General features: G+C 56.5%; 17 protein-coding genes. 8 read left to right on the forward strand and 9 right to left on the reverse strand.

The window, feature by feature from the left end; all coding sequences use genetic code 11:
- Positions 1-305: 305 nt before the first annotated feature.
- The 3 genes from HEQ18_RS10760 (at position 306) to HEQ18_RS10770 (ending at position 2563) form a co-directional block, all read left to right on the forward strand.
- Positions 306-1586, forward strand: coding sequence for a DUF3422 family protein (locus tag HEQ18_RS10760; protein WP_432814714.1), 1281 nt, complete (start codon positions 306-308; stop codon positions 1584-1586).
- Positions 1587-1697: 111 nt separating this feature from the next.
- A complete protein-coding gene (locus HEQ18_RS10765; RefSeq protein WP_397605744.1) occupies positions 1698-2186 on the forward strand; it encodes a c-type cytochrome in 489 nt (162 codons plus the stop codon).
- 197 nt (positions 2187-2383) lie between these two features.
- A complete protein-coding gene (locus HEQ18_RS10770; RefSeq protein WP_397605743.1) occupies positions 2384-2563 on the forward strand; it encodes a hypothetical protein in 180 nt (59 codons plus the stop codon).
- Positions 2564-2706: 143 nt separating this feature from the next.
- On the opposite strand, the gene HEQ18_RS10775 is transcribed toward HEQ18_RS10770, so the two are convergent.
- Complete coding sequence (locus tag HEQ18_RS10775; protein ID WP_432814715.1) at positions 2707-3159, reverse strand: hypothetical protein; 453 nt, start codon at positions 3157-3159, stop codon at positions 2707-2709.
- A 210-nt stretch (positions 3160-3369) separates the two neighbouring features.
- Here HEQ18_RS10775 and HEQ18_RS10780 point away from each other — a divergent pair, with 210 nt between their 5' ends.
- Both HEQ18_RS10780 and HEQ18_RS10785 read left to right on the forward strand, forming a co-directional pair.
- Positions 3370-3639 (forward strand): GlsB/YeaQ/YmgE family stress response membrane protein, encoded by a 270-nt coding sequence (locus tag HEQ18_RS10780; RefSeq protein ID WP_296196160.1) that lies wholly within the window; start codon positions 3370-3372, stop codon positions 3637-3639.
- Positions 3640-3659: 20 nt separating this feature from the next.
- Complete coding sequence (locus HEQ18_RS10785) at positions 3660-3950, forward strand: hypothetical protein (RefSeq protein ID WP_432814716.1); 291 nt, start codon at positions 3660-3662, stop codon at positions 3948-3950.
- Positions 3951-4002: 52 nt separating this feature from the next.
- Here the strand turns inward: HEQ18_RS10785 and HEQ18_RS10790 are convergent, their stop codons facing one another.
- From HEQ18_RS10790 to HEQ18_RS10800, 3 genes are all read right to left on the reverse strand, one after another.
- Positions 4003-5712: a sensor histidine kinase gene (locus HEQ18_RS10790; RefSeq protein WP_432814717.1), complete on the reverse strand. Its 1710-nt coding sequence runs from the start codon at positions 5710-5712 to the stop codon at positions 4003-4005.
- Between the two features lie 66 nt (positions 5713-5778).
- Complete coding sequence (locus HEQ18_RS10795; protein ID WP_432814718.1) at positions 5779-6393, reverse strand: sigma-70 family RNA polymerase sigma factor; 615 nt, start codon at positions 6391-6393, stop codon at positions 5779-5781.
- Positions 6390-6644, reverse strand: coding sequence for a NepR family anti-sigma factor (locus tag HEQ18_RS10800; RefSeq protein WP_397605738.1), 255 nt, complete (start codon positions 6642-6644; stop codon positions 6390-6392). The genes HEQ18_RS10795 and HEQ18_RS10800 overlap by 4 nt, the downstream gene beginning before the upstream one ends.
- Positions 6645-6778: 134 nt before the next feature.
- Here HEQ18_RS10800 and HEQ18_RS10805 point away from each other — a divergent pair, with 134 nt between their 5' ends.
- A complete protein-coding gene (locus HEQ18_RS10805; RefSeq protein ID WP_432814719.1) occupies positions 6779-7561 on the forward strand; it encodes a response regulator in 783 nt (260 codons plus the stop codon).
- A 182-nt stretch (positions 7562-7743) separates the two neighbouring features.
- Here HEQ18_RS10805 and HEQ18_RS10810 read toward each other — a convergent pair whose 3' ends face one another.
- The 3 genes from HEQ18_RS10810 to xseA are packed head-to-tail and all read right to left on the reverse strand — an operon-like array spanning position 7744 to position 10272.
- Positions 7744-8637, reverse strand: a complete 894-nt coding sequence (locus tag HEQ18_RS10810) for a M23 family metallopeptidase (RefSeq protein WP_432814720.1) — start codon at positions 8635-8637, stop codon at positions 7744-7746.
- Entirely contained in the window at positions 8615-8818 is a 204-nt protein-coding gene (locus tag HEQ18_RS10815; protein ID WP_397605735.1) for a DUF2093 domain-containing protein, read from the reverse strand. Before HEQ18_RS10815 ends, HEQ18_RS10810 begins: the two co-directional genes overlap by 23 nt.
- 44 nt (positions 8819-8862) lie before the next feature.
- Positions 8863-10272, reverse strand: a complete 1410-nt coding sequence (gene xseA, locus HEQ18_RS10820; RefSeq protein ID WP_432814721.1) for an exodeoxyribonuclease VII large subunit — start codon at positions 10270-10272, stop codon at positions 8863-8865.
- On the opposite strand from xseA, the gene purD reads away from it, so the two are divergent.
- A complete protein-coding gene (gene purD / locus HEQ18_RS10825; RefSeq protein ID WP_432814722.1) occupies positions 10271-11551 on the forward strand; it encodes a phosphoribosylamine--glycine ligase in 1281 nt (426 codons plus the stop codon). The two genes, xseA and purD, sit on opposite strands and share 2 nt — an antisense overlap.
- Before the next feature lie 67 nt (positions 11552-11618).
- Positions 11619-12272 carry a hypothetical protein gene (locus HEQ18_RS10830; RefSeq protein WP_432814723.1) on the forward strand — a complete coding sequence of 218 codons (654 nt, stop codon included), beginning with the start codon at positions 11619-11621 and terminating at the stop codon, positions 12270-12272.
- A 57-nt stretch (positions 12273-12329) separates the two neighbouring features.
- Here the strand turns inward: HEQ18_RS10830 and HEQ18_RS10835 are convergent, their stop codons facing one another.
- A complete protein-coding gene (locus HEQ18_RS10835) occupies positions 12330-13064 on the reverse strand; it encodes a M48 family metallopeptidase (RefSeq protein ID WP_432814724.1) in 735 nt (244 codons plus the stop codon).
- The gene (locus tag HEQ18_RS10840) at positions 13021-13455 is read right to left on the reverse strand and encodes a YcgN family cysteine cluster protein (protein WP_397605730.1); all 435 of its coding nucleotides are present in this window, start codon (positions 13453-13455) and stop codon (positions 13021-13023) included. The genes HEQ18_RS10835 and HEQ18_RS10840 overlap by 44 nt, the downstream gene beginning before the upstream one ends.
- Position 13456: the final 1 nt, after the last annotated feature.

The following is a 13456-nucleotide window of genomic DNA, read 5'->3' on the forward strand; positions in this document are numbered from 1 at the left end:
TTGGGCGACCGGCTCTTTGAACGTGTTGATCCTCACCCCGGCTTTCGGACTCGGTAAGCCAACCTCGCAAAGTCGAGGTAAGTTTACAGAAATACCGCGTTTTGCATATATGTTTGTAAACTTAGAATGCCGACCGATGATGTGGTACGCGCGATTGCGGCGTCTGCTGAACCGGGGCTGACGGGCAATGCGGGCGGACGTTTTTTGCATGGGTGAAAGGCGGCGCGCAAAACAGCGCTTGGCGATAATTTTGCACCGTGGCCCAAGCCTATGGACTTTCGGCAAATTTGTGCGAATAATCCGCCATGAGCTTTACTGAACATCCGCTGCGCCGCTGGGCCGTTGACGAAATGCGGTTGCGTCGTTTCGCCCCCGTTACCGCCCATAGCGAAGTGTATCAGGTTGTCCGCCTCATCGAAGCTGATGAACGCAATGCGGAGGACCGTTGGCTGATAAACGCGCGGCCCGATTTTGATGACTGGGCCCTCGCGCCGCGACATGGTTCGGGGCATACGCTCGGCGGCATTCATTTCCTGTGGGAACGCCACACCGAAGCCAGCACGTTAACGCTGATTTTCCCGCCAGAAACGCCTGAACCCGTTCGTCATAATTATATTCAATGGTTGGAAAATTGGCCGGGGGGCGTGGTGCGCGCGACGCAAATACGCATCGTGCCCAGCGCAGAAAATATTGCGGCTGAATTGTCCGCAATCGGCATTTCGACCGAAGAAATGGTCTGTTGCGATATCAATGCCGGCATTCGGCTTTGGTCCGATTTCAGCATTCATGGCGACGGCTATGGCCGATTGCTTATCACCGCAGGTGATGTGGGAGAGGGCGAGCGGGGCCGGATCATTCAGCGGGTTCAGGAACTGGGCAATTACCGGAATCTTGCCTTGCTTGGCTTCCCGGTGGTGCAGCAATATGGCCCCCAGCTTGACCAGTTGGAGCATCGCTTGTCGGACCATGCCCGGCGCGTTGCCTCTGCGGATGAAGATGATGAAATCTTGCTCAATGATCTCGCTGCCATTTCGTCCGAACTTGAACTCATTCGTTCGGCAACGGGTTTCCGGCTCAGTGCGACGGCAGCTTATGCCGAAGTCGCGGCGGATAGGCTTTCCGCGCTGGATGTCCAGCCGATATTGAATTTCCAAAGCCTGACCGATTTTACGGAACGACGGCTGGTCCCGGCATCGCGGACCTGTTCGGTATTCCGGAAACGCCTTAGCGATATTGCCGAGCGCATCTCTGGCGTCATGCACACGCTCGATGTGCGCATTGACAGCCGGATAAAAGCACAGAATCTTGTTCTGATGCGGTCGATGGAGCGCTCAACGCAGCTTCAGTTTCGCCTGCAAACCTTGGTGGAGGGGTTGTCGGTTATTGCGGCGGCTTATTATCTCGTTGGGCTCATTGCTTATATGACAAAGGGCGTGGCCGCGACCAAAGGCGGGTCAAACAGCGAGATGTTTGTCGGCGCTGTGACCTTACCCATAGTGTTGCTGATTTACCTCTTCGTAAACCGCCTCCGGCACAAGGTGCTGATGGAAAGCGGCGCGGAAAATGCACATATAGAAAAGCACTGATATGACTGCATCATCGCCTTTCCATGGGGATCGTTGTTGACTATATTTACCACGAAATTGCGTATGTAAGAAATTGGCTATGTTGCCAATAAAGACGCGACAGGAGAATCTATGGTCAACACAAAAGCACTAGCTTGCCTCGCTTTATCTGCAATGCTTGCCGCATGCTCGGGTGGTTCGGAAGGCGAAACGGATACATCAACGCAGGCAGATGCATCGGTCCCGGCCGCACCTGCGGGTCCCCCTGCTGCAACCGACATGAACACGCTTGATGGCACCAGTTTTGCCAACGTCACCGGCAATGCCGCCAACGGCAAGCTGGTATTCGCACAATGCCGCACCTGCCATGTGACCGACGCTGGCGTGAACAAAATTGGCCCATCCTTGCATAATATTATCGGACGCACGGCTGGAACAGTTCCAGGATATACTTATTCTGCGGCAAATGCGGGCGCTGGCTTTGTTTGGACCAAGGAAAAATTGTTCCAATATTTGGAAAAGCCACAGCGCGTCATTCCGAAGACGAAGATGATCTACGCGGGTCTACCAGATGCGCAAAAGCGGGCAGACCTGATCGCGTATCTTGAAACGCCAAGCTAGGGTCAGGACTACTTAAATCCACTTTCGCGGTTTGAGGCCATTTTGTTCGGTGCAGTCTGCAATTTTTGGTGCCGCGCCGGTTGAACCAAGCAGCGCTTCGGGCGTTACCTTTGTCCGGTGCCACGTTGCACTGAGCAAAATGGCCGCAAACCGCGAAAGTGGATTTAAGTGGCCCTGACCCTAGGAGTAATATGGTGATGAATATGCAAAATGGCGTCGATCCCGATCCAAAGCCTTACAGCCCGCCGAACGAAGTACCCGGCACCACACCAGACGAAGTTTCGCCGGGCGATTTGGGCGATACCGATTATCCCGGGAGCATTCCCAGTGAGACCCCGGTGGAATCACCCCAGCCGGAATCAACATTGCTGAATTAGGTCCTGACCCCAAGCCGCGCAGGTTCTTTTTGTGTATTTACGGCCTAAAAAAGGGCTGTCGGCAGTGAAGCGGACAGCCCTTTTTTGCGTCAGATTTTAACGACGGTGCCACCATCGGGGCGCAACATCGCGCTGACCTTCGTTCATGACGCGGTCGCTGGCGTGAAAGACGGCGGATCGCTTGCGGGGAAGGACGCATCGGACATATCATCAACCTCGTTCCAATCATTGCCCGAGGGGTCGCGCATCGAATCCTTGCCGGCGTGGCGGGTTTGGTCGAAATTCTCATGATCGGTTTCATCATCGGCAAAGGCGGCCGAAAAATCATCTTTCCATTTGTCGGCCTTTGGCATCCATTGATCGCGTGTCGCGTATAGTCCTGCGCCTATGGCAACGCCGACGCCAATGACAGAGGCCAATGCGCCGAGCCATGATGGCACGGCATATGCAGATGGGCGGCTGCGTTGTGCTTTGCGCGCTTGAGTAGGCTTTGGGCCGGGCTTTCCGGCGGGCTTTGCATTGGCGCGTGCAGACCCGTTTGAATTCTTTAGGCTGCCATTAGCCATATTTTTTTTGGGGCTTACTGACTGCGTCATGTCATTCTCACTTTCGTCATTTTTCGAAGTTTAACTCTGCATAGGTAACGACAAAAGGTACGGGCTGGTTCCTCTGCACAGCCGCCAAATTGACCGGTTGAACGCGGATTAGGCCGTGAACGCATAAATACCACCCTCACGGCCTAGGCAAAATCGGAACCAAATGGCCTGAGCGATGTTTTCCTTCGCACTCTGAAAGGGAGAAATGACATGAATATTATCATCATTCTGATCGTCGGCGGCATTTTGGGCTGGCTGGCCAGCATCGTCATGCGCACCGATGGCCAACAAGGCATTTTCTTGAACGTCGTTATTGGCATTGTGGGTGCTTTTTTGGCTGGCTTTGTCATCACCCCCCTGATTGGTGGCGCACCAATCACCAGCGGCAATTTCGATATCCGCTCGTTGGTCGCGTCATTTTTGGGTGCAGTCGTTCTGTTGGCGATCGTCAATCTGTTCCGCCGCGGCAGTGTCCGCTAATCAAAAAAAGGGAAAAATTTATGAAAAAGTCCATTATGATTCTCGCCGCTTCTGTGTCTTTGGCGACGCTTGGGGCCTGCGATTCGGGTGCGGAAAATGCACAAGAGCAACGGGCTGATACCGTCCGCGACGATGCCGAAGTGCAAGCTGACGTCATGGAAGTTCAGGCCGAAGCCCTGGATAGCAAGACAGATGGCATGGATACGGCGGCTGAAAACGCCATGGAAGATAAAGCCGAAGCTGTCCGTGAAAAAGGCGATGCTAAGGCCGATGCCATAGAAGATAATGCAGACGCACAGGACAAAAAATAGTCCTATCTTCGTTTAGTAATCAGGGCTCGTCGGGCAACCGGCGGGCCCTTTTTCATGCTGGGCTTACCAGCTCAAGTGTCGAAGCTGCGGGCGTATTTGGCAGCGGGAATCTCAAGGCGACTTTTGTCCCGCTCCCCTCGCTGCTTGATGTCGACAGCTTGCCGTCTACTTGGGTGGCAAATCCGCGCATCAATTCCGTGCCCATTTGTGCGGCTTCGTCGCTGACAACATACCCTTGTCCATTGTCCGAAATGTCCAAAATGGCATTCTCGCCATCCAGATCGAAGCGAAGGATGATTGCTCCACGCATGCCCTTGGGGAATGCATGACGAAAGGCATTGGTGACCGCTTCAACCACGAACAGAGTCAATGGTACGGCATATTCGATGGGGACCGGGACATTGCTTGCGTGACAGATCAACTGGACTTGAGTCATGGACCGGCTCGCACCGCGCAACTGCGCGCATAGCTCAGCCATGAGGTTATTGATCGGCACTTCGCCGCGTTCATAGCCATTATCTCGTTCGTACAAAAGCCGGTGGATTAGCGCCAAAGCATTTATCCGCGCACGGGTTTGTGCCAACACCTCCTTCGCGGGGCCTTCACGCACACGGCCCGACTGCAATGTTAACAGGCTGTTGATGATCTGCAGGTTGTTTTTGACCCGATGGTGCACTTCACGCGTTAGCAGCGTTTTGGCCTCCAACGCGTGCGTCAGATCGCTATTACGGCGGTCGATGACGTCGGCCATGCTGTGCAAATCTGCGCTAAATGCGGCTATTTCTTGGGGCGCACTATCAAATTTGCGGCGGTCACCTGTGAAATCACCTTGGGCGAAGCGCCTCGAAACAATCCGCAATTCGCGCAACCATATCAAGGCCAAACGATTGGTTCCGACCCAGATGGCAATCGATGCAAGCAATATGGAAATCAAAGGTAACAAGATACTGGCGCGCACTTGCGACACCGCCGCTGCCATTAATGTATCTCGCGGTTCTGCATAGACGACAAACAGGTCAGAACTGTAGAGCTTATGCAGCGTGTAAATCCACAATCTACCCTTGCTATCGCGGATCTCGACGGGTTGGTTCTGGCGCGCTGTGACGTCGGGCGAAAAGGGCAGCAGCCGGTCGCCACTGGCCACATGCGTGCCGTCGCGGGTCACAATCGCTAACGCCCCCGCGCCGCCGCGCTCGGCCTGGCGCAACCCGTCGCGCAGATATTTTACGTCAATGGCCGCAGTGATTGCGCCGTTCGATTGACCATCGGCGGTGCGCAACGGCAGGATAAGGAACAAGACATTCCTTTGGGCTATGGGCGAGAAAATGGGTGCCTTTGTAATGGTCATACCATTTGCACTGACCCCGCGTTGCCACCAACCTTCGTTCGCAATATTAACTGGCTTGGAAAGAGGAATGGCAGAGCAGCGCACCGCGCCATCTGCTGCTGTTCGGGCTATATTGGTAACGGGCGGATAATTGCTTAAAGATATGCGCAACGCAGCATCGCAATCGGCGGTCATACGGATGACATCACTGTTGGTTGTGTGCGCGAGCAACAGATGCTGTGCAATTACAAACGGGTCGCGTTGCCGTTCGGCAACCGCACTTGCCGTTCCTTTCAACCGATCAAAGGCCAATTTTCGCGTATTTTCCAAAGTCGACATGCCTTGGATAAAGCTTGCAACAGCCACAGGCAGCAATGCGGCGAACACGACCAGAATAAGCCCGCGTCGCATGGTCATTGGTCGCAAAAATGCCATTTTGGTGCCTCGAAGGTGGTATTCTTGTGTCTACGGCCTAATCCCGGGCGGATGGTAACTTCACCGTCAAATGCTCGGCATGGGGTCAGGGTGCTTGGGCAATGTGCTCCGAACCGGCTTTGATCTGACGGGCTTCTTCAAGACGGCTTCATCGGGACCGTTAATCAACGCCGCTAAGGCCACGCGGCCGCGCGCTAGCCTGCTCTTGACCGTACCGATGGCGCAGCCCGTTATAACCGCTGCCTCTTCGTAGCTGGCACCACCCGCGCCTACCAGCATCAGTATCTCGCGTTGTTCAGCGGGCAGCTTTTGTAACGCTTTTTCAACATCGCTCATGTGGATGTGGTGTTGCTGCGGCGGTGCCTCCACCAGCAGCCGTTCGGCGGCCTCGGGGTCCCAACTCGTCATCCGCGAATTTTTCCGCATCGTTGTATAAAACTGGTTGCGCAATATCATGAACATCCACGCCCGGAAATTGGTTCCCGGGGTAAAGCTTGCATGCGCGGCCCATGCCCGCATCATAGCCTCTTGCGCAAGATCGTCCGCAAGTTCCCGATTGCCGCATAGTCCGCGTGCAAAAGCACGCAAAGACGGGATGAGCGCCACCATCTGCGCTCGAAAATCATCGGATGCATCGCGCTTTTCAGATATAGGACGCGATTCCACCGGCAAGGCGCTCACGAAAATTTCTTGGAGGCCGATATTTTGGCATCGATTTGGTCCAGAAGGTCAAGAAAGTCGTCAGGGACAGGTTCATTGGCAATGCTGTCATGCATCTGGCGTAACGCCGCAGTGAGTGAATCAAATTCCGGGTCCATTGCCTCCCCCGCTTGCCGCTTGCCTTTATTGATAGCCAATTGACCCCCTCCGTCATTCCAAGCGCCCGGCAACGTGTCGGACCCAGGCTGACCATATTCTGTAGTTATACCCATGGTTCAATACCACAATCCGGGCAGGCGAAGATTTTTATCATAGGCAATTAAGCAATTAAAGATGATATTGTTCCATCAAGCGGGAACAAAAGTGCAGTTCGAACGTATTAGTTTGGCTAGCAAAGGGAGCAATTATGTCATTCAGACAGCAACTGGCATCACAATTGCCGTATCTTAGGCGTTATGCACGGGCATTGACCGGGTCACAATCACTGGGTGACGCGGCCGTACGCGAAACATTGGAAGCGTTATTGGAAGCTCCTGAAGAATGGGATGAAGCCGCTCCGGCCAAAACCGAGCTGTTCAAAACATTTCATCGGATCTGGAACAGCGAAATGATTGCGCCACTCGAATCGCGCGGGCGCAGCGGTGTGATCGCGCAATTCCCGGTAAAGCGCCGACAAAGCTTGCTGCTGGCCACGGTTGAAGGTTTTACTTTCGCCGATGTGGGCGTGATTTTGGGCATGAGCCAAGACGATGTGCGCCAACATGTTCAGGCGGCACGCAGCGCGATCGAAGACGCGCTGTCTGCGCGCGTGCTCATCATTGAAGATGAATCGATCATCGCGCTACACATTAAGCAGATTGTAGAAAGCCTCGGCCATGAAACAATCGCCATTGTGCGCACCCGGGCAGAAGCTGTGGCCAAGGCGCGTGACGAACGACCAGAGCTTATACTGGCCGACATCAGCCTTGCCGATGGTTCAAGTGGCATTGATGCCGTTAAAGACATATTGGCTGAACAGACGGTGCCTGTGATCTTCATTACAGCCTTTCCGGAACGCCTGCTTACCGGCGAGCGTCCCGAGCCGACCTATCTGATCACCAAGCCTTTTGAACCGGAAACTGTCATCGCCACCATTGGTCAGGCGTTGCTGATGCACCGGGATATCGACATGAATTCAAAAGCTGCATAATTTTTTGGGAACAATGTCGCGGGACAGTAGTTTGCTTTTCGAAACAATGTTTCCAAGTCAACAAATGGGTAAAAGCAAATGTTGACCAGCTGGCCGCCCCCCCTTCTAGGCCAGCGACCTAACACCCCGGCCTAAACGCCGGGGTGTTTCCTTTTATTTCCCGATCCATCGATCAAGCCGCGTCAATTGGATGGCAACAATAGCTTCGGATCAATCCGGGCGCTATTCCATTTCATGCCCCAGTGTACATGCGGCCCGCTGGCTCTGCCCGTGGCACCTACGCGGCCAATGACCTGGCCTTGCCGCACAAGGTCGCCTTCTTTGACCAGCAATTCAGATGCGTGCAAAAATGCACTGTTCAAACCCATGCCATGGTCGATCATCAGCAAATGACCCTCCAAAGTGAAGACATCATTGGCGGCAAGGGTTATTACGCCGTCGGCTGGCGCGACGAAATCCTGGCCTTGGGGGGCGGCGATGTCCATGCCATTATGATAGCTGCCCGGCGTGCCGTTATAGATGCGCTGCGCGCCAAATAAGCCCGATATGCGACCCGATACGGGGCGGATGAATGTTTGCCGCCAGCCTGCACTATCGCTGCGGACGGCGCGCGCTGCCGCAATCCGTGCGAGCTCTGCGCTGCGCCGAGCCTGAAATTCGGCGGAACTTTTCGCGCCGCCGGTGATGTTCGCGGCAACATGTTCGATGCGCCAATTGCCCGGAGCGACGGCGATATGGCGCTCCATTTTGCTGCCATCGGCCAGCATCGCGACCAGCCTTGCCTCCGTCGGTGCGTCACGGTCAAAACCGATCAGGAAGAACCCGTCCGGACTAAGCTCTAACGCCGCGTCGTCTAAAAATACGCTGCGTGTCCCCGTGGGCGCGCGGCCGATGACAAGGCCGCCTTGCACAGCAGCGCCGGACATCCAGAACTCGGCCGGGTTTGTTTGGGAAGGAACCTGCGGCTGCGCGGAAACCGGTGCCGCTGCAAAGGCTAGACCGATCAAAGCCGCGATGGTTGCGCGCAAAACCCGGCTTATGCCCGCCAACCGTTCAGCCTTTGGCCAATGCCGCACGGGTGGATGCCTCTGCGCTCACATACGGCTCCTGCTTAACGACGCTCCAGTAACGCAGCTCTTCAAGCGCAATGGCCTGCCCGGTCACCGCGCACACGACATGGTCGCCTGCGGTCAGTAGACGGAAGCTATTGGCCATATAATGCAGGCGGGCGACTTTGTTTTTGGAAGACATCAGCATGGGCACAGTATGGCGCATCGACGCGCAATGGGCAATGCGTCGCTTCAGCCGTCGAACAGATTGCCCTGATTAACCGTCGGTATGTTGGGTTTGGGCGTCGAGGATCGCGGCGGAGCAGAGCCGTTGACGACGCTGCGGACTTCGCCATCGACGAACCGCAGGGTCACGTCGCCCGCCTTCACCGCTGCGGCCCGCGACATAATGGTTTTGCCGTCTGCATCCGTCACGCGGGCAAAACCGCGCTTCAGCGGGGCTTCGGGATGCAGGCTACCGGCAAGCCGGGTCAGCGCATCCAGCCGTTGCTGCCCTTGTTCGACACGGCGGGTCAAAAGGCGCGGATGCAGCATCATCGCTGGCCCGGAATAGGCGATCTCCGCCTTGCCGACGCGCGTGCGCAGCGAGCGGCGCAGGCGTTCGGCAAGATCATCGGTGCGTAACTGGTGCGGCGCGGCAAGGTCGGACAAACGCGGCATCAGTCGGCGCTGCGCCTCAAGCCGTTCCGCCGCTAGGTCCACCCGCTTGCGCACTATGTTCGCGATGCGCAGGCCCAATTGGCCGACGCGTTGCAACAGATCACTGCGCACCGGAACCGCAATTTCGGCGGCAGCCGTCGGCGTTGGCGCACGCAGATCAGCCGCGAAGTCGCACAAGGTGGTATCGGTTTCATGCCCTACCGCCGAGATAATCGGAATCGTACAATTGGCGACTGCGCGGACCACGGCTTCATCGTTGAACGCCCATAGGTCCTCAATCGACCCGCCACCGCGCGCGACAATCAAAAGGTCGGGGCGCGTGGCCGGGCCATCTTGCGGCATCGCGGAAAATCCGTTCACTGCCCGCGCTATTTGTGCCGCCGATCCTTCGCCTTGCACCAATACGGGCCAGATGATGACATGTGTTGGGAAGCGGTCGGCCAGCCGGTGTAAGATGTCGCGGATGACTGCGCCCGTGGGCGATGTAACCACGCCGATAACGCGGGGCAGTGCCGGTAGTTTCTTCTTACGTTCGGGCGCGAACAGCCCTTCTGCTGCGAGGCGCGCTTTCAGCTTTTCAAACAAAAGCATCATCGCGCCTTCGCCCGCCACCTCTAGGCTATCGACGACGATCTGATAATTGGAGCGGCCCGCATAAGTGGTGAGCTTGCCTGTGGCGACAACCTCAAGCCCATCCTCCGGCGCGAAGGGCAGCCGCGCCGCGCCGCCTTTCCACATCACGGCGTCGAGCCGTGCGTTATCATCTTTCAGGCAAAAATAGATATGCCCCGACGCCGCGCGCTTGAACCCCGAAATCTCCCCGCGCACGCGGACATGGCCGAATCGGTCCTCAACGGTGCGTTTCAGGGCAAGCGACAGTTCCGACACGCTCATCGCCTGGGCATTGTCGCCGGGCCGCTCCTCGGCTAACAGGCGGGCGACCTGTGGGTCGGCAGTTTCAAAGGGGTCATTTGCGGACATGAATATCTTGCTCATCGGTTCGGGCGGTCGCGAACATGCGCTGGCGTGGAAGCTCGCGCAATCGCCAAAATGCGATACACTCTTTGCCGCGCCGGGCAATCCCGGGATCGCGCAAGAGGCAGAACTGGTGGATCTCCTTATCGCTGATCACGCCGCGGTCATCGCCTTTTGCGCGGGCCATGATATCGGCCTAGTGGTGGTCGGACCCGAAGCACCATTGGTCAGCGGCTTGGGCGACAGCTTGCGCGATGCAGGCATTCCGGTCTTTGGCCCCAATCAAAAAGCCGCGCAATTGGAAGGGTCAAAGGGCTTTACCAAGGATATGTGCGCCGCCGCCGGCATTCCGACCGCTGGCTATGCCCGATATGACAATAAGGCGTCGGCAATGGCTGGCCTCGATGTGTTCGACGCGCCTTATGTGATCAAAGCGGACGGCCTGGCGGCGGGAAAAGGCGTCATCATTGCCGAAACACGCGCCGAGGCGGAGGCCGCGATCGACGATATGTTCGGCGGCGGTTTTGGGGATGCTGGCGCATCTGTCGTGATCGAAGAATTTATGACGGGCGAAGAAGCGAGCTTTTTCGCGCTGACCGATGGCCGTGATGTTGTCGCCTTTGGCTCCGCGCAAGACCATAAGCGCGTGGGCGATGGCGATACGGGCCCCAATACCGGCGGGATGGGCGCGTATTCGCCCGCCTTTGTGCTGACCGATGCACTGCAAGCGCACGTCATGGACCGTATCATTCGGCCGACGGTCGCCTATATGGCGGCGAACGACATGCCCTATTCGGGTGTCCTGTTTGCAGGGCTGATGCTCACCGACGAGGGGCCAAAGCTTATTGAATATAATGCCCGTTTTGGGGACCCTGAATGCCAGGTGTTGATGACCCGTTTTGAAGGCGATCTGGCCGCTTTGATGCTGGCGGTTGCGACAGGGACGCTTGCGCAAGCTGAGGCTCCGGCATTTTCGCGCCAAACGGCGTTAACAATTGTCATGGCCACAAATGGCTATCCGTCTTTGCCGGAAAAAGGCGGTGTCATTCACCTTGCGGATGTGAAGGATGCAAAGATATTCCATGCGGGCACGGCTGAAGTCGGCGGCCAATTGGTCGCCAGCGGTGGTCGCGTGCTCAACGTTACCGCAACTGGCGATACTGTAACGCACGCGCAAGCCGTCGCCTATGCCGCAGTGGACAGCATCGATTTTCCAGGCGGTTTCTGCCGCAGAGACATTGGCTGGCGCGAAGTGGCACGCGAAGCAGCATCCGGCGCGGATTAACGGTTTCACACGTCCATATTTTGGCGTAATTGAACGTCCTGTTTTTGGGATTCTAGGGAGGAAAGCATTGTCCAACAATCTAATCATTATCATCGGTGCGGTTTTGATCGCTGCTATCTTATTGTGGTGGCTGCTTTCGCTGGGCGGCGTGAAGAAGAAAACGGACAGCGCGCCTAAAGACATATTGCCTTCTCCTGCGGCTGTTCTTGCACCGCCAGTCGCGCCGGTTGTTCAGGCCGCTGTGCCAGCGGCGAAGACTGCCAAAGCTAAGGCTCCGGTGAAGACCGCTGCAACGAGAAAAGCAGCCGCGCCCAAAACCGCTGCGCCAAAAGCCGCGGCCAAGCCTGTTGCTGAAAAGGCAAAAGCGGAAAAAGCACCAAAAGCGAAAGCAGAGAAGGTAGAAAAAGCAAAGGCGGAGAAAGCGCCAAAGGCAAGGGCGGCAAAGCCTGCTCCAACATCGTCAATCCCTGACAATCTTGAACTGATCAAGGGCTTGGGCCCCAAGGTCAACAATCTGCTCAAGGGCCTTGGCGTAACCAGCTTTGCGCAGGTCGCCAACTGGACCGCTGCTGACGTGGCGGACATAGATGCCAAGCTTGGCGCCTTTGCTGGCCGGATCACACGGGACAATTGGATCGACCAAGCCCAATTGCTTGCGGCAGGGAACATTGCCGGTTTTGAACAAAAATATGGCGCGCTGGGAAGTGGTGCCAAGGGTTGAATGTATAAACCGACGGACCGGCGGCGCTGGGTAACCGGCACCGCTTGCGCGTTATCCCTATCTGCCGACGCGCTGCAACCCGGTCCCATGCATTTTGAGCCATTGGTCCGCGGCCTTGCGGTTTCCTTCGTACAGCGTGTCGAGCCACGCATAAAAATCGGCGCTATGGTTCATATGGCGGATGTGCGCAACTTCATGCGCGATGACGGAGCGGCGCACATAGGCAGGGGCCATGATCAACCGCCAGCTAAGAGAAATAGTGCCATGGCTTGAGCAACTGCCCCAACGGCTCCGTGGATCACCAAGCGACAGGCGCGGGACTGGCGCATTTGCCTTGGCGCAATAAAATGCGATTTCCTTAGTAAATATGGCGCGCGCTTCGGCTTTCAACCAACGCAGGATGCGCGCTTCAACCGACGATGCCGGGCCACCAAGACGCAGTCGGCCCTCATCACACTGGACGCTGCGCGGCCATTCCTCCCGCCATTCGATGACATGGCCCTCACCTTCGACCGCAATGTCGCTGCCTGGGGCGATGGGGGTGGCCTCCGCCACGCTGTTCAACCGCGTGGCAATCCACTCCCGCTTCTTATCGACAAAATCGAGCGCGATATTGGTGGGCGTGTAATGCGGCATCGTAATCCGGATTTCGCGTTTGATGGCATCGGCACGCATGGAAATGCGCTTTGCGCGGCTGTTCCGATGGATGCGCACGGGTAGGCGCTCGCCTTCGATTACCACAGTGGGATCAGAGAGGCTTTTCGACAATATGGTTTTCAAGCGGTCCAGCATGCAGTTCCGATATAGCCCTATTTTTCACCGACATGCCAGCATCATGTATCGTCTGGCGATCTCCGCTGACCAAATAATGCCATTTGGGTAAAGGCTTGTCTGCCGCACGGAGCACATAAGCGCATGTTGACGGCAGCCAGACATAATCATCGATTTTGTTGGGCGTGAGCCGGAGACATTCTGGCACGATGGCCCTGCGCCCGCGATAATCCGAACATTGACAGGTTTGCAGGTCAAGCAATTTGCAAGCGACATTAGTGGGATAGATGCGGCCGGTATCTTCGTCCTCCACCTTGTTGAGGCAACATTTGCCGCACCCGTCGCACAAGGCCTCCCACTGCGCGCGATCCAGGCTATCTAACGGCGCCTCCCAAAAGGGAACTTTGGTCACA

Source organism: Sphingorhabdus sp. (assembly GCF_050921905.1).
Classification (GTDB): Bacteria; Pseudomonadota; Alphaproteobacteria; order Sphingomonadales; family Sphingomonadaceae; genus Sphingorhabdus_B.